Annotated in this window: 24 protein-coding genes, 1 pseudogene and 2 other annotated features; of the genes and pseudogenes, 17 read left to right on the top strand and 8 right to left on the bottom strand. The window is 36.8% G+C overall.

The annotated features are described in order from the left end of the window. Nucleotides 1-172: 172 nt before the first annotated feature. The gene (locus ACIQZA_RS09855; protein WP_402881327.1) at nt 173-1,489 is read right to left on the bottom strand and encodes a hypothetical protein; all 1,317 of its coding nucleotides are present in this window, start codon (nt 1,487-1,489) and stop codon (nt 173-175) included. Between the two features lie 458 nt (nt 1,490-1,947). On the opposite strand from ACIQZA_RS09855, the gene ACIQZA_RS09850 reads away from it, so the two are divergent. The 4 genes from ACIQZA_RS09850 (at nt 1,948) to ACIQZA_RS09835 (ending at nt 4,406) form a co-directional block, all read left to right on the top strand. After that, nucleotides 1,948-2,586: a BMQ_0737 family morphogenetic spore coat protein gene (locus ACIQZA_RS09850; protein ID WP_132361363.1), complete on the top strand. Its 639-nt coding sequence runs from the start codon at nt 1,948-1,950 to the stop codon at nt 2,584-2,586. Nucleotides 2,587-2,723: 137 nt separating this feature from the next. Continuing rightward, the gene (locus tag ACIQZA_RS09845) at nt 2,724-3,299 is read left to right on the top strand and encodes a hypothetical protein (RefSeq protein WP_400940043.1); all 576 of its coding nucleotides are present in this window, start codon (nt 2,724-2,726) and stop codon (nt 3,297-3,299) included. After that, the gene (locus tag ACIQZA_RS09840; protein WP_400940040.1) at nt 3,292-3,588 is read left to right on the top strand and encodes a hypothetical protein; all 297 of its coding nucleotides are present in this window, start codon (nt 3,292-3,294) and stop codon (nt 3,586-3,588) included. Before ACIQZA_RS09845 ends, ACIQZA_RS09840 begins: the two co-directional genes overlap by 8 nt. A 14-nt stretch (nt 3,589-3,602) precedes the next feature. After that, nucleotides 3,603-4,406, top strand: coding sequence for a hypothetical protein (locus ACIQZA_RS09835; protein ID WP_400940037.1), 804 nt, complete (start codon nt 3,603-3,605; stop codon nt 4,404-4,406). Nucleotides 4,407-4,497: 91 nt separating this feature from the next. Here ACIQZA_RS09835 and rpmG read toward each other — a convergent pair whose 3' ends face one another. Further along, nucleotides 4,498-4,647, bottom strand: a complete 150-nt coding sequence (gene rpmG / locus ACIQZA_RS09830; RefSeq protein WP_400940035.1) for a 50S ribosomal protein L33 — start codon at nt 4,645-4,647, stop codon at nt 4,498-4,500. A 169-nt stretch (nt 4,648-4,816) separates the two neighbouring features. On the opposite strand from rpmG, the gene ACIQZA_RS09825 reads away from it, so the two are divergent. Then, entirely contained in the window at nt 4,817-6,010 is a 1,194-nt protein-coding gene (locus ACIQZA_RS09825) for a GTP-binding protein (protein ID WP_402881331.1), read from the top strand. Nucleotides 6,011-6,061: 51 nt separating this feature from the next. Here the strand turns inward: ACIQZA_RS09825 and ACIQZA_RS09820 are convergent, their stop codons facing one another. Together ACIQZA_RS09820 and ACIQZA_RS09815 are read right to left on the bottom strand one after the other, a co-directional pair. Then, nucleotides 6,062-6,604, bottom strand: a complete 543-nt coding sequence (locus tag ACIQZA_RS09820; RefSeq protein WP_400940029.1) for an isoprenylcysteine carboxyl methyltransferase family protein — start codon at nt 6,602-6,604, stop codon at nt 6,062-6,064. Nucleotide 6,605: 1 nt separating this feature from the next. Then, on the bottom strand, nt 6,606-7,688 hold the full coding sequence (locus ACIQZA_RS09815) for a type III polyketide synthase (protein ID WP_400940027.1): 1,083 nt from the start codon (nt 7,686-7,688) through the stop codon (nt 6,606-6,608). Nucleotides 7,689-8,056: 368 nt separating this feature from the next. Between ACIQZA_RS09815 and rsgA the strand changes: the two genes are divergently transcribed. From rsgA to metG, 6 genes and pseudogenes are all read left to right on the top strand, one after another. Beyond that, nucleotides 8,057-9,133 carry a ribosome small subunit-dependent GTPase A gene (rsgA, locus tag ACIQZA_RS09810; protein ID WP_400940024.1) on the top strand — a complete coding sequence of 359 codons (1,077 nt, stop codon included), beginning with the start codon at nt 8,057-8,059 and terminating at the stop codon, nt 9,131-9,133. A gap of 54 nt (nt 9,134-9,187) precedes the next feature. Next, nucleotides 9,188-9,609 (top strand): annotated as a pseudogene (fosB, locus tag ACIQZA_RS09805) (metallothiol transferase FosB). Nucleotides 9,610-9,711: 102 nt separating this feature from the next. Then, nucleotides 9,712-10,245, top strand: coding sequence for a sigma-70 family RNA polymerase sigma factor (locus ACIQZA_RS09800; RefSeq protein ID WP_400940022.1), 534 nt, complete (start codon nt 9,712-9,714; stop codon nt 10,243-10,245). After that, nucleotides 10,238-11,251 carry a DUF4179 domain-containing protein gene (locus tag ACIQZA_RS09795; RefSeq protein ID WP_400940020.1) on the top strand — a complete coding sequence of 338 codons (1,014 nt, stop codon included), beginning with the start codon at nt 10,238-10,240 and terminating at the stop codon, nt 11,249-11,251. Before ACIQZA_RS09800 ends, ACIQZA_RS09795 begins: the two co-directional genes overlap by 8 nt. A 112-nt stretch (nt 11,252-11,363) precedes the next feature. Then, nucleotides 11,364-12,014, top strand: a complete 651-nt coding sequence (locus tag ACIQZA_RS09790; RefSeq protein WP_402881335.1) for an NIF family HAD-type phosphatase — start codon at nt 11,364-11,366, stop codon at nt 12,012-12,014. 123 nt (nt 12,015-12,137) lie between these two features. Further along, nucleotides 12,138-12,434: a binding site (T-box leader), on the top strand. A gap of 244 nt (nt 12,435-12,678) precedes the next feature. Then, nucleotides 12,679-14,313 carry a methionine--tRNA ligase gene (metG, locus tag ACIQZA_RS09785; RefSeq protein ID WP_402881337.1) on the top strand — a complete coding sequence of 545 codons (1,635 nt, stop codon included), beginning with the start codon at nt 12,679-12,681 and terminating at the stop codon, nt 14,311-14,313. Nucleotides 14,314-14,473: 160 nt separating this feature from the next. Here the strand turns inward: metG and ACIQZA_RS09780 are convergent, their stop codons facing one another. Then, nucleotides 14,474-16,045, bottom strand: a complete 1,572-nt coding sequence (locus tag ACIQZA_RS09780; RefSeq protein WP_402881340.1) for a 2-isopropylmalate synthase — start codon at nt 16,043-16,045, stop codon at nt 14,474-14,476. A gap of 137 nt (nt 16,046-16,182) precedes the next feature. Beyond that, nucleotides 16,183-16,420 (bottom strand) — a binding site (T-box leader). Nucleotides 16,421-16,705: 285 nt separating this feature from the next. Next, nucleotides 16,706-18,400 (bottom strand): methyl-accepting chemotaxis protein, encoded by a 1,695-nt coding sequence (locus tag ACIQZA_RS09775; RefSeq protein WP_402881342.1) that lies wholly within the window; start codon nt 18,398-18,400, stop codon nt 16,706-16,708. A gap of 311 nt (nt 18,401-18,711) precedes the next feature. On the opposite strand from ACIQZA_RS09775, the gene ACIQZA_RS09770 reads away from it, so the two are divergent. The 5 genes from ACIQZA_RS09770 (at nt 18,712) to ACIQZA_RS09750 (ending at nt 22,081) form a co-directional block, all read left to right on the top strand. Then, a complete protein-coding gene (locus ACIQZA_RS09770; protein WP_142508601.1) occupies nt 18,712-19,206 on the top strand; it encodes a DUF1648 domain-containing protein in 495 nt (164 codons plus the stop codon). A gap of 124 nt (nt 19,207-19,330) precedes the next feature. Beyond that, nucleotides 19,331-19,987: a YdeI/OmpD-associated family protein gene (locus ACIQZA_RS09765; protein WP_402881344.1), complete on the top strand. Its 657-nt coding sequence runs from the start codon at nt 19,331-19,333 to the stop codon at nt 19,985-19,987. Between the two features lie 210 nt (nt 19,988-20,197). Then, nucleotides 20,198-20,635: a DUF1801 domain-containing protein gene (locus ACIQZA_RS09760; RefSeq protein ID WP_402881347.1), complete on the top strand. Its 438-nt coding sequence runs from the start codon at nt 20,198-20,200 to the stop codon at nt 20,633-20,635. Next, entirely contained in the window at nt 20,632-21,009 is a 378-nt protein-coding gene (locus ACIQZA_RS09755; protein ID WP_142508598.1) for a VOC family protein, read from the top strand. The genes ACIQZA_RS09760 and ACIQZA_RS09755 overlap by 4 nt, the downstream gene beginning before the upstream one ends. Nucleotides 21,010-21,100: 91 nt before the next feature. After that, complete coding sequence (locus ACIQZA_RS09750; protein ID WP_402881349.1) at nt 21,101-22,081, top strand: GNAT family N-acetyltransferase; 981 nt, start codon at nt 21,101-21,103, stop codon at nt 22,079-22,081. A 51-nt stretch (nt 22,082-22,132) separates the two neighbouring features. Here ACIQZA_RS09750 and ACIQZA_RS09745 read toward each other — a convergent pair whose 3' ends face one another. Further along, nucleotides 22,133-22,570 carry an Rrf2 family transcriptional regulator gene (locus ACIQZA_RS09745; RefSeq protein ID WP_402881352.1) on the bottom strand — a complete coding sequence of 146 codons (438 nt, stop codon included), beginning with the start codon at nt 22,568-22,570 and terminating at the stop codon, nt 22,133-22,135. Between the two features lie 190 nt (nt 22,571-22,760). On the opposite strand from ACIQZA_RS09745, the gene hmpA reads away from it, so the two are divergent. Further along, nucleotides 22,761-23,927: an NO-inducible flavohemoprotein gene (hmpA, locus tag ACIQZA_RS09740; protein WP_402881354.1), complete on the top strand. Its 1,167-nt coding sequence runs from the start codon at nt 22,761-22,763 to the stop codon at nt 23,925-23,927. A gap of 65 nt (nt 23,928-23,992) precedes the next feature. Here hmpA and ACIQZA_RS09735 read toward each other — a convergent pair whose 3' ends face one another. Then, the gene (locus tag ACIQZA_RS09735; RefSeq protein ID WP_402881356.1) at nt 23,993-24,817 is read right to left on the bottom strand and encodes a MetQ/NlpA family ABC transporter substrate-binding protein; all 825 of its coding nucleotides are present in this window, start codon (nt 24,815-24,817) and stop codon (nt 23,993-23,995) included. Nucleotides 24,818-25,179 lie beyond the last annotated feature (362 nt).

The raw sequence follows: 25,179 nt of genomic DNA, 5'->3' as shown, positions 1-25,179 counted from the left end.
ATGGAGGCCTTTTTAGAGGTTTTTTTGTCAATGGCAAGTATTCTATAATGAAATTGACTTTCTGCTTATTTGGTTAATTAAAAAAAGTCCAATATGTATTTTCATACGTATTGGACAAGTTTATCGTATAAATCTAGATTGATCCTATACTGTGTACACACCAACTTTAAAACTAACTCCATTTTCGAAAGAAATTGAAAAATAAAGAACCCTTCTCTTTTTTCTGGTTTTCCTCATGTGATTCGTTTATCTCTTCAATTTGTGCATGGGTTTCATATACTTCCCCTAATGTAGGTTCAACAATTTCACATTCATCACCTTTTAAAATAGGTGATTTATTTGCGTCCACTTGCTCGTTAACCACTTTATCTGTTCCTAGAATGACAGGCTCATTAACCATTTCAGTCGCTTCCGGAATGACAGGCTCATTAACCATTTCAGTCGCTTCCGGAATGACAGGCTCATTAACCATTTCAGTCGCTTCCGGAATGACAGGCTCAATAACGTTTTCGGCTACTGCCGGAATGACAGGCTCAATAACGTTTTCGGCTACTGCCGGAATGACAGGCTCAATAACGTTTTCGGCTACTGCCGGAATGACAGGTTCAATAACGTTTTCGGCCGCTTCCAGAATGACAGGCTCAATAACGGTTTCAAGTACTTCAAGATTGCTTGGCTCATTCGTTATGGCAGCGTTCATTTCAGCTACAGTGACAGCAGTATTTTTTTTTCTGTAATTTTCAGGAGTTGAGGCATCGTCAGGCGCTAAGGCAGGTCCATTGATACTAACTGGAATTTCCTGTGTGCTCGTAGCGTGTTTAAAATGGAAGGTGGATTCAGTGTTAGTATTTCTATATAAGCCATTATATATTTGGCTTGGATGAGTATTTATTGATTGAAAGTATTGCTGATTAAAATGGCGTTCCTCGGGTACATCTTTTTGATTTCCGTTGCGAGTAGAAGGTGTACCATTGTTTACATCTAATTGCGTATTTGTTGCTTTACCTGCCAGATTTTGTAGCATTTTATAAGAGGGCTGCTTAGATGTGTTCGCCGACGGGCTTGTTGTCTGTGTAATGATCGAATCCCCCTGAGCACCGTTAGCAATAAAATTAAATATTTTTTCAGTTTTAGGTGGAGTGGTTGGAGCTTCGGTATTTTCAATCGTCAGTAATTTGTTTAAAACCTTTAGTATATCTCGGTTCATTTCCTCAATTGTTTGATTCAAAGACTCAATTTGTGCTGATAGAAGTTTTATCTGCTCCTCATAGCCTCTGATTTGTGAATTTTTTTGCTTATCATCTATTGTTTCGTTTAGCTCTTCTAACAGTGCCATTTGCGATTTAATTTCATCAAAATCCATTTTCATAAATAGGTAATCTTCAATTGAAGTTCCCATTTTTAATGAAGTTAATGTATCCTTGTAGCCTTCTATTTTTTGCTTCAATTTTTCAATGTCTTGAGTGGAGTACAACTTTGAATCTTCCATTGCATTTCACCCCTTTCAGTCCATTTATATTTTATTAAAAATGTTTACTTTCTGTTACAAATATACCGGTCCTTTCAAACATTTTAGTTTCTCCTTAAGAAAGGGCGGTATAAGCAAAAACGATTCATACTGATACTTAAGTATTTTAACTTCTTTCAGTAATTATTTTTTGTAGCGAAAGTGAAGCATCAGTTACAGAAGTCTCTCGCCTTTATAGGTGATGTGATACATGCTGATTTAAGTTACTTTTCAGCAGGTGTCCAAACACCTGCTAATAATAGAGGAACTCAGTAAGAACGCAACGCCCTGTGGCAATTTATCTGTGCGACAGCGGCAATGTTGCTGAGGCATAATTGATTAATAAAAATCAGAACGAATTACTTTTTAGCCCATGCACTTTTAGTTAGAAAACATAAGATACAAACGAAAGGTAAAAAAATTATGGAGGTGTCAAAAGGATGCTAGAGAATATGCCATCCCAGGCGCAAGAACTTATTTGTATAAACGTCGATAAGGTATTTGACTGGATTGTAAAGGAAATGTCGTTTGATTTTTCCCCTACTGGACCAATTACTTTTCCAGGAGTAACGCCAACGACTGATTTAACAGGTGCAGTAGTTACATGTAAGGTAGTTCCATCAACAACTAATCCTATTGTTATCTTGAACCGTGAGAATCGCCAATTCTCAATTGATGGTGCAACTGTATGTCTTCAAAATTTAACTATTCAAAAGAATTTTATTCTTACAATAGTTGTTTGTTTACCGAACGGCACTATGTTCACAAGCAATACTATTCCACTTTCTCGTTGCGAACAAGTTACATTATGTGCGCCAACAGGGACAGATGTAGAAATTTTATTCACGGATTTAGATTGTTTCGTGTGTACAACTGGAACATTAACAGCTGGAGCAGGTACAATTACGTTTTCTGCATTAACGATTACTGTATCTGTTTGCCAAAGTATTCAATCTACATTCCCAGTAACTGTGGAATTCTTAGCGACTTTCTGCGAACCAAGAGCAGAATTACCGTTCGCATGTCCGGGTGTAGTACGCCCGCAGCAGTGCCCTGCTATATTCCCAACAGTTGGTTAATGGTACTAACACATAGAAGAAAATCATATTATAAAGAGAGGTTAATCCTCTCTTTTTTTTTATGAAATATTTCAGACAGTAGCTAGCGCTTAAAGTAGGTTGGTTAATTAAATACTATTGGTAAGGGGGTACTAATTATGACTACTCGTATCGATCATGTGGAAGAAAAGATAAATGAACTAAAAAAACAAACAGATTTTTATGTTCATGAAATTAAAAAAACGGTTGAGAAGCTTATTATTCCGGATAGTGTCAACATCATTAGTTATTTCACGTCCTCGTTCAATATTTCTTATAATCCTGATGAGGAAAGCTTATGCTTGGGCTCTTATCATATTCGCAATATAGGTAATCAGCCTATAACGAATCCGTATCTATGTATAAAACTGCCTGAAGACTCTCCATTCTCTTTCTCTGGAAGGTATGTTTATGAACATTTCGCACCAAATTTAAAAGGCAACAGTAGCTGGGAGCGAATCAATGATCAATCGAGCAAGGAGGAATTCTGGCTTAGACCTATAGGAAAAACAACGTTAGAGCCAAATGAAACATTATCATTTCCTAACTTTCAGATTAAGTGGGGTCATAATTTTTCTTATTCAGGAAGTATCATGGGTTTTACATATTGTGATGAGCTAAAAGATGGTGTCGTCGTCTTAAATCCAATTAATCTCAATGGAATTAGTCATACACAGGGGGATGAAAATGAGTGAGTCTGAAAATATAAATCAAAAAATAGATAGTGTTGTCCATCAACTAATAAAGGAACAGCTTACGAATCTATCTAACTATAATAATACGAAAAATAACAGCTTTGCTTATCTCGAAAAAGGCACATTGAATCTACTTCTTGCCTATTTAATGTCAGGAGAAAAGAGCAAAGCTGAAGAAATTGGTGATGAGGAAATAGAAATTAAGATTATCAAGCGGCTTGATGAGATATTAGAGGATAGCAAGGAGCAATTTGAAGAAGTGATTAGTTTACTTAAACAAATGTCGTGATAGGAGGCGCGAGTGTGGATAATGATATTGTTAAAAACAATGATCCTATTCAGTTGCAGCAAATGATCATTTTTTTAAGAGCCGAATTAGCGAAATATAAAAATGAAGTTAAAAGGCTCAGAGATAGTGATTATTATTCACTAGTACTGAGATTAGAGCGGGAAAATGTTCAATTAACAAAACAGAAAAAGGATCTTTCGATGGAGCTTTTAAAGCAGAAGAGAGACCATGAAAAAAAATTAAAGATTTACTATGAAGATATACAAGCAAGAGAAACCCAGAAAAAAAAACAACTTTCTTCGATAGAGGGTTTATTAAAGGAATTAGAAGAGCTGCGTGCAGAAAATAAGCTAATGAAGGAAACGTTAAAATCCACTAAAGATGAATTTCTTTCTGCGAATTCAGATGTTCATGATAAGACTATAGTGGATTGCATTGAAAAGAAGCTGAATGTTTTTACAAAGGATATAAGCCAACAAATGAATACTATCATTGAAGCCCTTGAAAGATCCCGATTAGAACAAGCCAATTCAGACAATCTTAATAAGTATTTAACTAAAGAAATAGAGGAGAAAAGCAGTGAGATAGCAAAATTAACGGAAGAATTAGCGGATGTAAAAAAATATAGCCTTTCCCCGAGTGGAAAAACGATGATGAATCCAGGGTTTTTTACACATATAGATGCCCAAGTAAATAAGGTGTTTGCTCAATCAATTGATTTTGAGAAGCAATTGAATCATAAATTACGCTTACTTGAGGATCTGGACCACAAATTGCACGAGCTGACTATAGAAATCAATACTGATAAAACTGTATAAAATTTGTGTTGCAGGCTGTTTCAAAAGTACGACAAGACACTTTTGAAACAGCCATTTTTATGTTACTAGTGGATTTTAGACGTAATACATATTATTTCGTTTCTCTGTGTAATGTAATTCTTTTCAAACGTGGTGAATATTTCTTAAGCTCCAGCCTTTCTGGATTAGTTCGTTTATTTTTTGTAGTGATATAGTTTTTATCACCTGTTTCTGTACAGGCTAATGTCACTTGTACACGCATAAAATAACCTCCTTTTAAATCGTAATAATTACGCTTTATACATTATTATTTTTAGTGAAATATGTCAATACCGTATTTCCGTAAAGTTTTTAGCGTTGCGTTTTGTAGGACTCTATGTTTTAATTATAAACTATAAATAGTAATGATTACGATTTAAGGAGTTGTAAAGATGACAAAGAAAATTCCCGTTACAGTGTTAAGTGGTTATTTAGGTTCTGGTAAGACAACAATGATGAATCACGTTTTACAAAATGAAAAAGATATGCGTGTTGCTGTAATCGTCAATGATATGAGTGAAATTAATATCGATGCAGAACTAATTGCAAATGGAAGCGGCATTTCACGAACAGAGGAAAAATTTGTGGAGTTATCGAATGGTTGTATTTGTTGCACGCTACGTGAGGATTTATTGCAGGAGGTGGAGCGTCTCGCAAGGCTCGGTACTATTGATTATATTTTAATTGAATCGACGGGGATTAGCGAACCAATACCTGTTGCTCAAACATTTAGCTATTTAGATGAGGAGCTTGGTATTGATTTAACAAAGTTTTGCCAACTTGATACGATGGTGACCGTTGTAGATGCGAATCGTTTTTGGCATGATTTTCAGTCGGGTGAAAGCCTTTTAGAGCGTAAGGAGGCAGTCGGCGAGTTAGATGAAAGGGATGTTGCCGACTTACTCATTGACCAAATCGAGTTTTGTGATGTCCTTGTATTAAACAAATGTGATTTAGTATCAGATGAAGAGCTTGAAAGATTAGAACGTATTTTACGTGCATTACAACCTGAAGCCAAGCTAATTCGTACAGTAAACGGTGTAATAGAGCCAGCTGAGATTTTAAATACTGGACGCTTTGACTTTGAACGGGTATCAGAATCTGCTGGCTGGTTAAAGGAATTAGAGCTTGGTCATGAAAATCATACACCGGAAACGGAGGAGTATGGCATTTCTTCTTTCATTTATAAGCGTAGTAGACCATTCCATCCAATGCGATTTGTAGAATGGTGTGATCATATGCCAGAATCGATTGTCCGAGCAAAGGGTATTATTTGGAGTGCGAAACATCAGAATGTTGCATTATTACTATCACAGGCAGGTTCTTCGGCAAAAATAGAACCAGTTTCTTATTGGGTAGCCGCTTTATCAAAGGAACAACAGCAGGATGTTTTCTTGCAAAGTCCTGAGGTAGTAGAGGATTGGGATGAGGAATTTGGAGATCGCATGACACAGCTCGTTATTATTGGTGTTGATTTAGATAAAGAGGCGATTATAAAAGAACTAGACAAGTGTTTATTAACGGAAGATGAGTTTAATAACTCATGGGAAGGTTTACAAGATCCCTTCAATTGGGAATGGCATTAACTTCTTTCAGCAAGTGTTTAGGTAGCGAAAGCGAAACAAAGAAGATTTCGGCTAAGACTCCGAAATCTTCTTGTGAAATACATGATTATAATTTGTCGCATCTCGCAAGGCTTTTTCCTCAAGTGGAATGCGTACGGACAGCATTGTCACATTTAAAAGTGTAAAACAAAATGCTGTAAAATATGCTTGAAACATTAAAGGTAGAAGCATAATTTCTAAGCAAACTACAGCGTAATTTGGATGACGCATAAATGTGTAAGGGCCTTTCCGTACAACTTCTGCATCCGGCAATATGAGTATTTTTGTGTTCCAAAAAGACCCTAATGAACGGATACACCAAATGCGTAATACTTGAACGGCAATAAATAATAAAAATAATAACGGAAATAAAGGTGATAAACTTTTATGATTAGTAACGACTTCAATAATTAAAAATAGGAAAAAACCGGCATGCAAAGAAACCATATATGGATAATGAGAAGAACCAACTTCATATGCTCCTTGTGAAAGCATCCATCTTTCATTGCGTTTTGCAATGAAAACTTCTGTCAATCTTTGTAGAATGACGAGGATCAAAATAATGTAAATTATCATGCTACTCCCTCCATTTAAGTAATACAGCTTCAGCGCAGAAGCCAGGGCCGAGAGCGACGAGCAAGCCAGTATCCTCTACTTGTCCTTCGTTTAACATAAATTGCTCCAATACATATAGCACCGTAGGAGATGACATATTTCCGTGATATTTCAATATTTCCCGAGAAATATCGGTTTTTTTGGAAGCTAGATACAGAGTATCTTCATAAGCTTTTAACACTTTTTTACCGCCGGGATGTGCGATGAAATGGGTAAGCTGTTCATTGTATAGTTCATGTTCCAATAAAAATTGTTCAATGAATGGGCCAAGCCAATTGGTGATGATGGCAGGAATACTTTTCTGAAAAACGACATGTAGACCGTTGTTTTTAATATTCCAACCCATAACATTTTCTGAATCTGGCATCCATTTAGAGCCAGTCCCGATAATAGCAGGTATTGTTTTTTTTACCGCGATATTCACGTCATCTCCACAGACGAGTATACATGCGGCTCCATCTGCAAAAAGAGACGCACCGATTAAGTTGCTTTTTGAAAAATCATTTGGTTGGAAGGTTAGACTACAAAGCTCGACACAAACGACAAGAACTTTTGCTTCTGGATGGGCACGACAAAAATCATAGGCTCTACTAACACCCGCCGCACCACCAGCACAGCCAAGTCCCCAAAGTGGAATACGTTTAAGTCTGTCTGAAAAAGGAAGTTTATTCATAACTCGTGCATCAATACTTGGTGTGGAAATACCAGTACTACTTACAAAAATAATGGCATCAATGTCTTTAGGAGAAACCGGTGATTGTAAAAACGTTTCATTTTGTAAACAGGCTTGAATGACATCAATGCTATATTGTGTAGCTAGTTCAATATATAAATCGTTTCGTTCCTCAAAGGAATGATCAGTACGATGCCATTCAGGTGGTACACAAAAATGGCGTGTTGCAATACCACCATTCTCAAAAACTTTTAAGTAACGTTCTAATTTAGGGATTTTCGCATGGAAAAGTTCCTTTGTTAGCTCCTCTGCGTTTATTTGTTGTAATGTGTACGGTGGTTGGTATGTACTGATAGAAATGATTTTTGACAATTCAACATCTCCTTCGCCAATAGTGGTCTTGATTATTGTATGCAGGGGGGGAGGGGATACATGCTTGTTAGAAGATAATTGACAATTTAGGGATATTCCGCTATATTGGAAATAATTAAATCGAAAGTAGGTGATGTGACATGATGAATAGATCCGTTTTTAACGAACTGCAATTCGGTTTGTTCAGTTTCACACGCCTAAAATATATAAATTGACCACGCCGTGTATTTAAATCACAATTGTGGTGATTTGTATATTCTCTTAAATGTGCCTGTGAACCTTGTAACTGCCGAATTGCGCAGAGACAAGGTTTTTTGTGTTTGTATCAATGGAGTACAAAGGATATTCACATTTAGGAGGAAAACAACTTGAATTTAACAACTTTAGGATTTTCAACATATTTTGAAGAGCAAATGACTGGATTTAAACAGGAGGCTAAGCTGGCGAATTGTGTGCCGGCTAGGGTTACTTTAGAGCATAAGCATTCCTACCGTGTACTAGCTGAAAAAGGAGAGTGGCTGGCAACGATTGCTGGACATTACGCCTATACATCATTAGCACGTGAAGATTTTCCCGCAGTAGGAGATTGGGTGCTAGTTGAGAAAATGCCTGGTGAGGAAAAGGCGATCATTCATAAATTGTTTACACGAAAATCAGTCTTTTCCCGCAAGACCGCGGGGCTGGAAATACAAGAGCAGATTGTAGCATCGAACGTTGATATCGTACTTCTTGTTATGAGCTTAAATGCAGACTTTAATATTCGTCGTTTAGAACGCTATTTAGTAGCTGCGTGGGATTCGGGTGCGAAGCCGATCGTTGTATTGACGAAGGCAGATCTTTGTGAAAATGTTTCTAGTAAAATACGTGAGGTTGAGTCTGTAACGTTTGGTATAGATGTTTTTGTGACTAGTGCGCTGTCAGGCGAGGGCTTAGAAGATATTCGTGCGCTATTTACGGAAGGTGTGACGGGCGCATTACTTGGCTCTTCTGGGGCAGGGAAATCCACATTGACAAATGCTCTTAGTGGTGTGGAGCTTATGAAAGTTTCAGATATTCGTGAAGATGATGCGAAGGGGCGCCATACAACAACACATCGTGAGTTAGTTTTATTGCCAGAAGGCGGCTGTTTAATTGATACACCTGGAATGCGGGAGCTACAATTATGGGATCAGAGTGATAGCTTATCCGCTAGTTTTCAGGATATTGAGGAACTTTCTGCGGCCTGTCGTTACAGGGATTGTACACATCAGAAGGAGCCACACTGTGCTGTACAGCAAGCAATTACAGATGGTGTACTTGAACGATCACGTCTCCAAAGCTACTTTAAATTGCAAAGAGAGCTTGCTTTTATCGAACGCAAAACAAATGCTCAAGCAAGACTAAATGAGCAACGCAAATCGAAGCAAATTGCGAAAGGCTTAAAGAAGGGCAAAAAATCAAATTGAACTTAATATAAGAGTGAGCGATTTATCAGCGATTTCATAGTTGGGGGTACGAAAATGACAATCCAAAACATAAATCATTTATTATTTACAGTGTCAAATTTAGAGAAATCCATCGCATTCTATGAAAAGGTTTTTGACGCAAAATTATTAGTGAAGGGTAGAAGTACAGCCTATTTAGATGTAAATGGGCTGTGGCTTGCCCTGAATGTAGAAAGGGATATCCCACGCGATGACATACATCAATCCTATACACATATAGCGTTTTCTATCCAGGAGGACGATTTTGACAAAATGTATGAAAAGCTAGTCCATCATAATGTCAACATTCTGGAAGGCAGACAAAGAGATGTACGAGATAAAAAATCGATTTACTTCACAGATCCAGACGGTCATAAATTCGAATTTCATACAGGACTTTACAGGACCGATTGGATTATTATAAGAAGGAAAAAATGCATATGGAGCTTTTTGATTAAAATTAAAAAATGGGTGTCTCTAAAAGGAGGACATCTATTTTTTTTTGCAACGTTTTCCTTTCTCAAAACGACTTTAAAGTGTAGCTAGAAGGAGGAGATTAGGTGGATATAAAAAAATTGGTTAAAAGCGCAAAAAAGGGGGATGATGAAGCCTTTGAACAGTTGATCGTTTTGATGCGTGAGAAATTATATCGCACGGCCTACTCGTATGTTCGAAATGAGCAGGATGCGCTTGATATTTATCAAGAATCTATTTATAAAGCCTATACAACATTGAAAACATTAAAGAATCCAAGCAGTTTTCCAGGGTGGATTGTTAAGATCGTTACTTTTAAATCTATTGATTTTATTAGAAAAGATTCAAGGAAATTCACTTCTGGAGATGCGGCGTTTTTTGCAGAGATAGCAGGAAATCAAAATATGGAGAATGTTACTTATTCAGTGGATTTAAAAGAGGCTATTGAAACATTAGATGACAAGTATAAAACGATTTTGTGGTTACGTTTTTATCATGATTTCTCTGTCAAAGAGATTGCAAAAATGCTGGGCTGTCCTGAAGGAACAGTGAAGTCCTATATTAATAGAGCTAAGAAAGAATTAAAACCAGTCTTAAGGGAGGGCTACTTGTATGAGTAAGGAAAATAATAATCAATCTATTGATCGTATCGATATTCCACTTCAACAATTGATGGCGCGAGAGCAGGCGGCAATGCGTGCTGCAAAAAAGAAGAAACGGAACATTAGAATTATAAAACCCCTTTTAGTAGCCTGTGGATTATGTATAGCGCTACTAGGTGCAGGGTTTTTATCCCCTACAATAGCGACTGCACTGGCCAATGTACCTTATATTGGGGTTATTTATGCTGAATTTGGGGATATTGCAGCTGAAAAGATTGAACAAAATCATTTGATGACAAAAATAGGAAAGGAGGATACACATGCAGGTCTTACAATGGCTGTTGAAGAAGCGGTATATGATGGTAATAGATTATTAGTTACGGTTGCTTATACAGGGCAGAATGGTGTTTCTTTAAAAGAAGAGGTAGTAGGTACGAATAAGCTTACTGTCAATGGGGAGCCAATAGATGTTGCGATCGGTTCTACAGGTCAAGATGATATAGATAAAAACACGATTATTGAACATCATGAATTAACTTTATCAAATGCAGATATATACGGAAATAACATTGAAGTCGCATTAGATGGAAGCGATTTATTTGGCTACAAAGGTAATTGGCATGTAGATTTTACTCTTGAAAAATTAAAGGAAGAAGTTGTTAAGATCCATCCAAATGTAATAGCTAGTACTAACAATGGGTTATACAAGTTAAACGTTGGGCAGGTTTCATTCACACCGCTATCGACACGTATAGATGTCCTAGTAGATTATCCAAACGAATTAGATAGAAATGATAAATGGCCATTTTTTGAGTTTGAGGTAACAGATAGTGAAGGAGAGTTATACGATGGGGAGAATATACAAATGGGTGCGACCAAGGATAATGGACATCATATTATTATAGTACTGCCTCCTATGGAGAAAATGCCGAAATCTTTTACACTTAAACCAGGTAAGACGAACGAGCAGGGTTATTGGGAGGAAATGAAGGAATTAGAAATAGTGGTACCCTTAGAACCTTAAAAATATGATCCCCCTTTAGTTTTAGGAACTATAGGGGGCATATTATTTAAATGGCATTAAAGAGAAACAATAAAAAGTAGAAAACGTTCATAACATTAGAAGGGGTGATTTTATGAAAAAAGCTATTATTTTTGATATGGATGGTACTTTATTTCAAACAAACCTAATATTAGAGCCAGCATTATCGGCAACGTTTAATGTGTTGCGTGCAAAGGGCTTGTGGCAGGGAGAAACACCAATAGAGAAATACCACGAAATTATGGGTGTTCCATTACCTGTTGTCTGGGCAACGTTATGTCCTATGCATACGCTAGAGACACGTGAAGAAAGCAACGTATTATTCCATGTTAAGCTTATTGAACAAATACGTAATCGCCAAGGCGCATTATATCCAAATGCAGAGCAAACACTTGCTACGTTGGCAGAAAACTATGATTTATTCATCGCCAGTAATGGGCAAACAGAGTATTTACAAGCAATAGTAGAAACCTATCAATTACAGCGTTTTATCAAAGATACATATAGTATTCAGTCCATTTCGAGCGGTCATAAATCTGATTTAGTGAAAAAGGTCATCGAGGAAAATGCCATTGAACGCGGCGCAGTAGTAGGTGACCGTTCTTCTGATATTCAGGCGGCTCATGACAATCAGTTACTCTCTGTTGGTGTACGTTTCGACTTTGCGCAGGACACAGAATTACAGAAAGCAGACATTATTATTGATGATTTAAATGAGCTACTTTATTTAAAGCTGCTAGGATAAAATTCATCGACTACATTCTTTGATTTATCACCTAACTTTTTCATATTATCGAGAACTTTCAGATATTTATCGACATGCAATTGCAATTCAAAAGAAGAAAGAGTAAAATGGTGGAAATCTATAGTGAAAGCATTGATAAGGAAAAGTAAATTGGAGAAGCATTATATAGAGAGCCTCTGTTGGTGGAAATGAGGTAAATGACCCCTTTTGAAAATGACCTTTGAGCTTCGTACCGAAAGCAAGTTTGCGAGTAGATTACGACGAGATGGGCACTCGTTACAACAGCGGCAGTATCTCTTGCTTCTTCCAGCAATTATGCAGAGGCATAATGGATTAAATAAGATGAGACGTACTGATGGAGGCAAATAGTGTGAGCTATTTGTAAATATAGGTGGTAACACGGGTATACTCGTCCTAATCAATTTTGATTAGGGCGTTTTTTTTATCTTCATTCAAGATTTACTTGAATGAAGATAAAGCCTCCGGCGGATGTCATGGATTTTAAAAGGAAGAATTGTGCTAGCACAATTCAAAATCCAGACGCATTGTTTATCGCGACAGCGGCAAATGTTTTCTGCGCGAAAGCGAAGCGACAGCAGCAATTACGCCGAGGTGTAATTTATTTGCACTTTTTTACAATTTTTTTCGAGGGGAGCAACTTAGGATGACAATTGTTATTGGAGGTGCGTGGCCATATGCAAATGGTTCTTTGCATTTAGGGCATGTTGCTGCATTATTACCGGGTGATATTTTGGCTAGATATTACCGACAAAAAGGCGAAAAGGTCTTGTATGTTTCGGGAAGTGACTGTAATGGCACGCCGATTTCTATTCGGGCTGCACAGGAAAACACGACAACGGAAGCAATTGCTGATCATTATCACGAGGAGTTTACAAGATGCTTCAATGATTTAGGATTTACTTATGATTTGTATACGAGAACAGATGCGCAGCACCATCATGAATCTGTTCAAACGATTTTTTTACAGCTACTAGCGAACAATTTTTTATACAAAAAGAAAATTGAACAAGCCTATTGTGAAACGGACAAGCAGTTTTTACCGGACCGATTTGTAGAGGGGATTTGTCCAAACTGTGGTGCGAAGGCGCGTGGTGATCAATGTGATAATTGCTCAACAATTTTAGACCCGCTCGATTTAATCGATAAACACTGTAAAATTTGTGGGAATGAGCCAATTATCAAGGGGACAGAGCATTTTTATTTTGCTTTTAGTCAGTTTCAAGGGAGATTGGAGACTTATTTAGCGGAGGCTAAGGCGGAAAAACGCTGGCGAGACAATGCTTTAGGTTTAACAGAACGTTACTTGGCAGAAGGGGTACCAGACCGCGCAGTAACAAGGGATTTACCAAATGGTATCGATGTGCCAGTACCAGGTTTTGAAGGCAAAAAAATATATGTGTGGATTGAAGCAGTAGCAGGTTACTTAACAGCGAGTATTGAATGGGCGAAGCAGCATCAAATAGCTATTGAAGATTTGTGGAATGAAGAAACGATTTCGTATTATGTGCATGGTAAAGACAATATTCCGTTCCATACAGTTATATGGCCAGCCATTCTTATGGGGATAGGGGCAAAGGCTTTACCTACACATATTGTATCAAACGAATATTTGACATTAGAAAAACGGAAATTATCGACGAGCCAAAACTGGGCGGTATGGGTGCCATATATTTTGAGTCGATACGAGGCAGATTCTGTTCGTTATTTTTTAACAATGAATGCGCCAGAAAATCGTGATACTGATTTCTCTTGGCGAGAATTTATTTATAGCCATAATGGCGAATTACTTGGCGCTTATGGTAATTTTGTCAATCGAACATTGAAGTTTTTAGAAAAATCGTTTGATCGTCAAGTGCCTCAAGCCGAGATAGATGCCATTATTCGAAAAAACACGATTCAGCTATTTAATGATGTTGGGATTCATATAGAAGCGGGTCATTTTAAACAAGCTTTAGAGGCTATTTTTGAATACATTCGTGCAGCTAATCGCTATTTTGACGAGCAGCAGCCGTGGCTACAGGTGAAAGAGAATGTAGAAGCTAGCAATCAAACACTTGCAACGTGTGTTTATATAATTGCTAATCTTGGACAGCTGTTACATCCATTTTTACCGTTTTCAGCTGAGAAGGTGAGAAAAATGTTAGAGATCAATGAAGTAATGTGGCATGAGCAAGTGGAATTACCAGCAAGCATTAGTGAAGTGACACCACTGTTTGAACGTCTTGATGTTGAATTAATTGAAGAGGAATATCAAAAGTTAGTAGAGGGTAGTCGATAGGAAAAATGAAAGCAGTATGACGCAATAATGTCATACTGCTTTTAGCTTTTTTCAGCGATGTTCAAACATCCATTGAAATAGAGGGACTCAGTCTAAGAACGCCAAGTCTAGTGGCAATTTATCTGTGAGACAGCGGCAATTATGCCGAGGCATAATTTATTTAGTTCATAACAGGCGTTAATTTAGCGACAACAATACTATTGATAGCATTAATATAAGCTAGCGCACTCGCTTTTAAAATATCTGTATCTGCCGCTTTTGCGATATATTTTTCACCTTCATGATCGATTGTAATTTTTACTTTTCCAAGCGCTTCTTTACCACGGGAAACGCTATTGATATTATATTCTACAAGTTTTACATCAATGTTTGTAATTTCTGCGATGGCAGAATATAGGGCATCAATCGGACCTGAGCCAATTGCACTTGCTTTAAATATCTGCCCTCCTTTACGTACTTTCACACTTGCTGAAGGGAAGCTTGCGTTGCTGACGACTTGTAAATCATCGAAGTCAAAGAACTGATCACTATAATGTGTGGCATTAGCATTGTTTGCGTCATGTTTTTCATAATAGCTTTCCACAATAACATATAAATCGTGATCGTAAACTTCTTTTTTTGCGTCCGCAAGCTTTAAGAAGCCTTCGAAAATTCCTTCAAACTCATCTGCTGAAAGATTGGAAAAGCCAAGTTTTTCAAGGGCATTTTTCACCGCGTGACGCCCAGAGCGAGCTGTCAGGACTAGCTCCATATCGTCAAGACCTACATCTTCTGGATGTACAATTTCATAAGCATCGCGAGATTTTAGAAGGCCGTCTTGATGAATACCAGAGGAATGGGCAAAAGCATTATCCCCAGTAATCGCTTTGTTTACTTGTACGTCTAAGCCCATAAAGCTTGAAACAAGACGAGATGTATTCATAATTTCTCTTGTGTTAATACGTGTCTCAGCATTGTATACAGAGCCACGTGTTTTCAATGCCATGACGACTTCTTCTAATGCTGCATTTCCTGCGCGTTCGCCAATGCCGTTAATTGTACATTCTACTTTATCCGCGCCGTTTTTAATCGCAGCAAGCGTGTTAGCAGTGGCCATACCAAGATCATTATGGCAATGAACACTCAACAAAACACTATCGTTTAGATTTTTCATACGCTCATTTAGTTTATAAATCATCGCTCCAAATTCTTCTGGTTCTGCAAAGCCGACTGTGTCAGGTACATTAATCATTGTTGCACCAGCCTTCATTACGGCTTCGATGGTTTTCCAAAGATACTCGAAATCTGAACGAGATGCGTCTTCTGTTGAATATTGGACTTGTGGAAGAAGAGTTTTCGCATATTTTACTGCATCAACACCAATCTGTAGAATTTGATCCTTGGATTTGCTAAATTTTTTCTCAACATGAATATCAGAAGTACCGAGCACCATATGAATCATAGGATTTTCAGCGTATTTTACAGCGTTATAAACAGCATCGATATCTGCCTGCACAGCACGTGCTAAAGCAGTAATCATAATGTCATTCGTATGACCAACTTTTTGTGCGACAGCTTTAACTGCATCAAAATCTCCTTGTGATGAAGCCGGGAAACCAGCCTCGATAATATCGACGCCTAATTTTTTGAGTTGCTGTGCAATCTCTACTTTTTCATATAAATTTAGTTTTGCACCAGGCACTTGCTCGCCGTCACGTAAAGTTGTATCAAACACCCAAATTTTTCTTCCCATTTTCAAACACTCCTTCTGTTGTAGTTGTCATTATATTGATATTGTCTCTGCTTTGAACCGTTAGCTCTAAGCTAGAGACAAAATTTACACATTGGTCATTTTTCAATAAAAATAAAAAACCCGTCTCTATGTAAAAATATAGAGACGAGTTTATGCTCGCGGTACCACTCTAATTGACCTTCTCTTTACAGAAAAAGTCCCCTTATCGACAGCAGTCACTGTCTATCCCGTTAACGGAGGAAACCGACGTCCCTTACTCAAAGTTCAGGGAGTGGCTCATGGACGAGTTCAAAATGTGTGCCTATCGGTTTGCACCAATCACCGACTCTCTACAAGTACACTTGCATTTCTACTATTTCCAATCTTGGCCTACAATAATGTGTTGTTGAAAGCAATGATACTTGGGTATTTTTAATTTGTCAATAAAATTCTAAAAATTATATTTTTTCTGTCTTATGTAAAAGCCTTAATGTTGTCTTATTACCAAAAGCGGAGGCTTTGTTTGTTAAAATATATGCCACGTAAATTGGAGGCTGGGGACTCCTAAAGGGCGTATTCTAGATTTCAAAGACATAGTAATCTCCCGAATCGTATTTAATTAACAAATATGATTCGGGAGATTGAACACCTTTAATAATACAAGCTTCTTGAAAAGACTTTTTACTCCACTTTAAAACGCGAAACCTGTGTTTGTAATTCCTCGGCCATGTTGGATAGTGTGGCAGCAGAAGCGGCAACTTCTTCAATAGTTGCTAGTTGTTCTTCAGAAGCAGAAGCTACATTTTGTAGATTTGAAGAAGACATCTGTGCGATTGTTGCAATTTCATCGAAGGATGCGTAAATTTGCTCAGCACTTGATGACATTTCCTCTGAAACTGTTGTTGCTTCTTGAATTTGTTGGGATACTTGTTCGATCAGTTTAACGATTGTTGAGAAGCCTTCCTCAGCTACCTTTACCACTTGCATACCGACTTTTACCTCTTGTGTTCCAGTTTCCATAACAGTTACGGCACGGTTTGTATCCTGTTGTATTTCTGAAATCAGACTTGCTATTTGTTCAGCTGATTGCTTGGATTGATCTGCTAATTTCTTCACTTCATCTGCAACTACTGCAAAGCCGCGACCATGATCCCCTGCACGAGCTGCCTCAATCGCAGCATTTAGTGCTAGTAAATTTGTTTGCTCTGCGATATCCGTGATGAGACCAATAATATTTCCGATTTCAAAGGAATGATTTCCTAAATTTTTCACAACGCTAGCAGATTCTAAAACCGCTGAATTAATTGTGTCCATCTGTGTAATAACACGGTGTAGTGATTCATTTCCTTTATTAGCTTCAGTATTTGTTTCTATAGCAAGCTCTGAAACGGCAGCTGTCGTCGTAGCCAATTGCTGAATGCCTTTTGTCATAGTTTTCATAGCTGCTGAACTTTCAGTAGCATTTTTCCCTTGGGCCTCGGAGCCACTTGCCACTTCTTGTATAGAGGAAGTAATTTGTTCTGTCGCTTGGATTGTTTGTTCAGCGCTTGCGGTTAATTCAGCAGCAGAACCACTTACTTGTACAGTATTATGCCGTACATTTGTAATAAGATCCTTTAAATTTACTGCCATTTGATTAAAGGCAATTGCTAAATCACCTACCTCATCACGATTCTTAATGTGAATTTGCTCAGCTGTTAAATCGCCATTAGTAATCTTTTTAGCGGTTTTTGCCATACTTTTGATAGGGCGGGAGATAAGGCTTCCCATGACCATAGCAATGATGAGACTAGTGACAACAGCGAAGATGCCAAGAATTATCATTTGGAATTTAATAGCTTGAATTTCTTTAGATGTAGCAGCGATTTTTTCTTTTATATAATCATCTTGGTAGTTAGCAAGGTTAGCTACACGGTTATCGAATTGTTTTATAAGTAGGCGACCTTGTGTACTATCGAGCTTTTCGTATTGCTCTGTTTCTCCAGCATCCTTTAATGAAAACATTCGATCTGCGAACTTTTGGACATCTTGCTCGCTTTTATTGATTGCCTCTAATAAATCGCTAGATTTTTGAGAATCGAATGAAGCCTTTAATTCATCATATTTCTTTTTAAACTCTTCACGTGAAGCCGTATTACTTTGAAAATTTTGCTCGCCCCCAAGTAATAGATAACCTCTAATATTTACAATTTCTTGTTTAGCAATTGCGCGTAGCTCTTGAATACTAATAGATTTAGTTGTTTGTTCTTCGAGTAACACACGATATGTTTTGTTTACTGAATTAAGCTGTTTGAAATTTAATCCGATTGTGCCAACTAATACTAAAATAACAATAAAAAAACCGAGTACTAACTTCTTGTAGATAGTAAATCGCATAGTTGTCGTTTCCTTTCTCAGTAATTTAGTAGAAATGTTACAAAAAAATGAAATGTGTTTATACCATTTATATCAGATTATATGAATTTTACAAAGTATTGCGAGTATTCCTACAATATACATTAGGAATAATAAGGTAAATAGTTGTAGGTAGAATGATAAAAAAGCTGAATAATTTGCTTTTTTACAGTAAGTGAAGGCGGATAGTTACCTGTATACCTCGAAAATTATGACAATTTACATAAATTTGAAACTAATTGAACTGTAGTAACGTAAATTGGATAAAGGAACAAGTAAGGATGTGGGAAGATATGTATAGGCCAATTTTGAAATTGCCGAAAACAAGATATGAAAAGATTGGGGACTTTATCGGTGGCGGGTTATTTATACTGTCCATTTTTTATATTGTTGTAATGTGGGGACAACTACCCGAGAAGATTCCAGGTCATTTTAATGGTGCAGGAGAAGTTAATCGGTGGGGTTCAAAAATAGAGTTACTCATCCTTCCGTTTATCGGAATATTGCTGTGGATATTACTAGGATTACTTGAAAAAATTCCGCATATTCATAATTATCCAGCACGCTTAAACGAAAGTAATGTAGAGGCGTTTTATTTAAATAGCCGAAAAATATTGAATGAAATAAAAAACCTTTGTCTAATTATATTTACAGCTATATCATTCCAAATGGTACGTATTGCACTTGGAGAGGCAGAGAGTCTTGGTTGGTGGTTCCTACCACTAGTGCTAATTGTAATGGCCATTCCGATTATTAGAGGAATAGTTGTGGCTACAAAAATTAAATAGCTTATCTCAATCTTAAACGCTCGAGAATAATCGAGCGTTTTTTTGTACGAAAATTGCACTAAATCAGCTATACTATCAAAACTAAGAGAAAATTGTATTGATCATTAGAAGAGGTGTCACAACTATGCTAAAGAAATTTAAAATGAAGGATGGACTGTCTATTGCCATTCATAATCAACCAGAGGAGATGCAATTAGAGGGAATAACCCAAACAGGGAATGCACCTCATGATCGAATAATTGCCTTTGTGTTTACTATTGATGAAATGGTAACGTATTTACAAAATGTACGAAAGTTAAACACGCTTACGGAACAAGGTTATTTATTTTTTGTTTATCCGAAAAAGGGTAATAAGAAGTATGAACAGTTTATCCACCGCGATGAAATCTTCCCAGCAATTCATGTGGACGAGGAAAAATACATTGTTGGCAGTGATTATAAATTTGCAAGTCTTATGTCGTTAGATGAGACATTTTCTATAGTAAGTATAAAGAGAGATGGCAAGGGACGCGGCAAGAAGAAGACAGCGAGTAGTCAATGCGTTAGTGACTATGAAGGTATGATTCCTCAATTGCGTGATTCACTTATGGAAAATCCGGATGATTTAATATTTTATAATGGATTAACACCGGGTTATCAAAAGGACTGGGCCCGATATATTTATAGTGCGAAAAAGGAAGAGACGCAAGTAGCACGTTTAGAGGAGATGCGTGAAATTATTAGATTGGGCTACAAAACAAAGGAATTATACCGAAAAGCAAAGGCGGAGGGTAAAGCATAATTTATAAAGAGGCTTTATTGATTCCTTTAAATGATGCTATATTTATTGTAATTAGCAAAATAAGACAGATGGTTAGCAACTTATTATGTAGCGGAGCGATTAAATATTAAGTCAGCACGGAGATCAATGCTACGTTATGGAATGAATGAGTCTTTTGATTAATAAAAATACACACCTAGCAATAATACTATGTTGAAAAGAGGGCAGGGCATGAAAAGCACATATATTGAGCAAGTGGATGAAAAATGGCGGGAGAGTTTTGGCAAACTTGTGGACGTGGTAGAAAACAATTTACCAGAGGGTTTTGAAGAAAGCATGTACTATGACATGGTAAGCTATGTGGTCCCACTAACTACTTATCCGAAGGGCTATCATGTCACACCCAATACTCCCTTGCCCTTTATAAGTCTTGCTGCACAAAAACGGCATATTGCAGTTTATCATATGGGCATTTATGCAGATCGAGCGTTACTCTCGTGGTTCCAAGAGGAATATGCGAAACGAGTACCGACGAAACTCAATATGGGGAAAAGTTGTATTCGGTTTACAAGCACTAAAAATATTCCGTTTGAATTAATAGGAGAGCTTGTTGCGAAAATGACACCAGCGCAATGGATTTCAAAATATGAAGGGGAGTTAAATAAATGAAAAGTGCCACTACATTTTTAATGTTTCAGGGACAAGCCAATGAAGCTATCCAGCAATATCAACAGTGGTTTTCAGAATTACAGGTGGAAAGCTTAACCTATATGGAAAACTCACAACAGATTGCGATGGCTGTTCTACATTTAAAAGGTTTGAAAATGATGGTGAATGATAGTGTAATACAGCATAACTTTACATTTACACCGTCAACTTCTATTTTTATGGAATGTGAGTCTGAAGAAGAAATCGATAGTCTAGTTGCTCAAATTTTAGAAGGTGGACAAGCTTTAATGCCACTTAATAATTATGGATTTTCTAAGAAATTTGCCTGGATTCAGGATCGTTTTGGTGTATCGTGGCAACTAACGTATAATTGATTTTCAGAAGAAATATATATAAATAAATGCATTATGTTAGTAGAGGATGATATTAAGTCCGTTGTTAATCATGTTAAAAGGAGAATAGCATATGGTAGTAAATTTAGTGAGACACGATATAAAGTATGCTGAAGCGATGCATGCACTATCTTCTATGCCACAGGTTCGAGATGCACTAGGGTTACCTGCTGGTAAAGTGGAAGATACGATTAATTTTATTAAACGTGAATGTGTGGACGAAGAGGCTGGAAAAACAGTCCCTCGTGTTGTACTGGATGAGGAAGGACAACTGATTGGTGTGACGGCATTAATGTTTATTGATCACAATAAAAAGAGCTGTCATATTGGCTCATGGCTTGGCTATGAATTTTGGGGAAAAGGCTATAATCTTCAATCAAAAGTTGCGATTTTAGATATTGCATTCTTTGAGTTAGGGCTAAAGCGTGTTTTTGCAGGAGCTAGAAAGGTTAATATACGCTCACAAAAGGCGCAGGAAAAGTTGTCGTTTATTCGATTAGGAGTTGAGAATGATTTTCCGCAGGAGCATTCATGGCTAGAGATCAAAGAAAAGCAGCCGTGTGTTTTAAATGTTTTTGAGCGCGAAGATTTTGTTCGATATCGTACATCCTTAAAGAAAGTGGAAGGTGCTCGGGAAGACTATTTACCTCAACTATTATTAGCTGATGAAAGTGAAGTCGCTGTTCGAGAATATTTAGATGACGGTGAGTTATACGAAATAAAATGTGGTGAGCAGTTAGCGGGTGTAGCGTTACTTCTTGAACAGTCTGATTCGACAGTTGAGTTAAAAAATATTGCGATTGTACCGAAGTATCAAGGTAAAGGACTTGGGAAAGAAGCACTGCGACAAATAACAACCATTTGTCAATCACAAGGATATCAAACGATAATAGTTGGAACTGCAAATTCTAGTATTGATAATATTGCCTTCTATCAAAAAGCAGGTTTTCGTATGGAAGCCATTGAAAAAGATTTTTTCAGTAATTACCCTGAGCCAATCTATGAAAATGGAATTCGTGCACTCGATATGATTTTCTTTTCAAAGGCATTGTAAAATAAAATAGACATAAAAAATACCCGTCCAACTTGAGTTGTGCGGGTATTTTTATTCGCCAAACAACAGTGCCATCAACTTTTCTTTTGAATGTAAAAAGTCATCTAGAGTATAGCGATCTAAGACGGTTAAATAGGCTTGCAATGCTTCGTATAATACGCCTTTTAGCTGGCATTCTGGAGCGATCTTACAAAGATTATTTTCTTTGTCAAAGCATTCGACGAGATGAAAATCCTCTTCTGTATGACGAACTATTTCACCAATTGTAATGGTCTTTGGATCAATTGCTAGGCGAATTCCTCCACCACGCCCTCGAATCGTTTCAATATAGCCCAATAATCCAAGCTGGTGTGTCACCTTCATTAAATGGTTTTTCGATATATTATAAGCATCTGAAATTTCTTGGATAGTTGATAATTGGCCATCTCCCTTTGCACCCAAATATATGAGTGTCCGGAGAGAATAATCTGTGTATAAAGTTAAGCGCATAAGAACACCCTACTTTCTATAGTTCAAAATAATTATAGCATTTTTACCTTGAAGTATTATAAATTCAATACTTTTTTAAAGATGTATTTAAAATACATCAATTATGTCCATTTTGTTAAAGATGTATTTTATATATTGCTTTTAAAAAATGAGAGCGTTATATTGTAATCATGAAAGGGTGGTAAGCGATATGTTAAAACAAGAAACAGTACAAATTATTAAAGCAACAGTTCCTGTATTAGAAGTTCATGGAGTAGAGATTACTAAAACATTTTATAAAAATTTGTTCCAAGCTCATCCCGAATTATTAAATATTTTTAACCATACAAATCAAGAAAAAGGTCGTCAGCAAACAGCATTAGCAAACACAGTTTATGCTGCGGCAGTTCATATTGAAAATTTAGAAGCTATTTTACCAGCGGTGATGTTAATTGCTCATAAACACCGTAGTCTAGGTATTTTACCTGAGCATTATCCAATAGTAGGAGAATACTTACTAAAAGCTATTAAAGAAGTGCTTGGTGATGCAGCAACAGATGATATCATTAATGCATGGGCTGAAGCATATGGCGTCATTGCAGATATCTTCATTCAAGTAGAAGAAGAGCTATATCAAAAAGCTGAGGGTAATGGCGGATGGCGCTTATTTAAACCATTGAAAGTAGCGAAAAAAGTAGTAGAAAGTGATCTTGTTACATCTATCTACTTTGAAAATGAAGATGGTTCCCCTCTACCAGCTTATGAGCCAGGTCAATATATCAGTATCCGTGTGAAAGTACCAGGTGAAGAATATTTAATGAACCGTCAATATACACTTTCACAAGCAAGTACAGAAGATGGCTATCGTATTTCTGTAAAACGTGAAAGTGATCATACGCCAAATGGTAAAGTATCTAACTTTATTCACGACGTATTAGAAGTCGGGGATTTAGTGGATGTAAGTGTTCCAGCAGGACTATTTGTCTTAGAAGAAACTGCTGCTCCAATTACATTTATAAGCGGTGGTATCGGTGTAACACCATTAAACAGTATGCTGCAATCACTAAAAGATAATGCGGCAAATGAAGTGAGCTTTATCCAATGTGCGCGCAATGAAAAAGTTGTAGCATTTAGCGATGACATTCAAAAGAAAGTAAATGTGCTTCCAAGTGCAACATACACAGCGTTATATTCGGATGAAGATAAGAAAATCACAAAAGAATTTTTAGCTGAAAAAGTAGCCAACAATGCAGATGTTTACGTATGTGGACCTGCTGGCTTTATGGAAGCGGTCATTAAAAATTTACATGAAATTGGCGTGAAAGACGAAAAAATTCATTATGAATTCTTTGGTCCAGCCATGCAATTAGTAAAATAAAATTCAAAATTGTGGATGACGTGCTCTTATTTAAAAGCACGTCATCTTTTTAATTTTATAAAGAATTAGTCTTTAAAATAATCTGGTCGGTGAAATCCTTCGTAGTCTTTATTAGATTCAATAAATTTTTGAAAATCCGCCGAATGATATGCTTCAATTAAATCATTTACAAATTTTTTATCTTTATCCTCAGTGCGAACTGCTAATAGATTTTGGTATTCGAAGGTTGGGTTCTCCAATGCCAAGGTCGATGATAGTTTTCTTCCAGAGGACAAAATAAAGTTACCGTTTACAAGTGCAAAATCTACGTCAGACAGTGAACGTGGCAATTGTGCTTGCTCCATTTCAACAAAATCAATAGTGTATACGTATTTCGTGATATCTTGTTTACTCACTGTAGTAGGTGAATAACCTTCTTTTAGTTCAATCCATCCAAGATCGTCTAAGATTCGTAGAGCACGTGCAATATTAGCTGGATCATTAGGAATTGCTACTGTATATTCTTTATTTTTTTTAAAACTGTCGATAGAATCAAAACGATCTGAATAGACCCCCATCGGTGCAGTAGGAACTTTAAGTATTTCTGTCAAATCTAAATGCTTCTCTTTTTTAAAGTTTTCCAAATAGGCAGTGTGCTGAAAAATATTAGCATCAATTGAGCCATCACCTAAAGCGATATTAGGCTGGACGATATTACTGAATACAATTGTTTCAATTGTGTATCCCTTTTCTTTTAGTATCGGTGCAATGCCAAGTTGAAATTGGTCGCTGTATGGACCGGGTGTAAAACCTATTTTAATTGTTTTATTTGATGTTTCTTGTGCAGTTCCGTTTGAATTACAAGCTCCTAACATTGATATCAATAGCAAAAGGAAAAGAAATTTTTTCATTATTTTATCCTCCGTTATCTAAAAAAGTAATATTGACACTGACTACTAAATATAAGCAATAAAAAAACGCGTAAACGACAATTGTTTACACGCCTCCGGTGATTCCGGTCAGTAATTATTTTATACCAATTGGATTAGTAGGATTATAGCAAACGCATTTTTATAAATCAATAAGTTTTTAACTTCCTTCAGCAAGTGTTATGGTAGCGAAAGGTAACAACTTCTAAAGGTAGTGAGATGAATACGGCGGATGCAATTATGCCGAGGCATAATTGATTAATTGATTTTTTAAAATATACTTGACTTATCGGTTTTGTTTGGTTTAATATGTAAATTAATTTATATAATGTGGCGACTGAAAA

The organism is Lysinibacillus sp. NPDC096382, from assembly GCF_044762845.1.
GTDB lineage: Bacteria > Bacillota > Bacilli > Bacillales_A > Planococcaceae > Lysinibacillus.
This window is presented reverse-complemented; position numbering and strand designations above follow the sequence as displayed.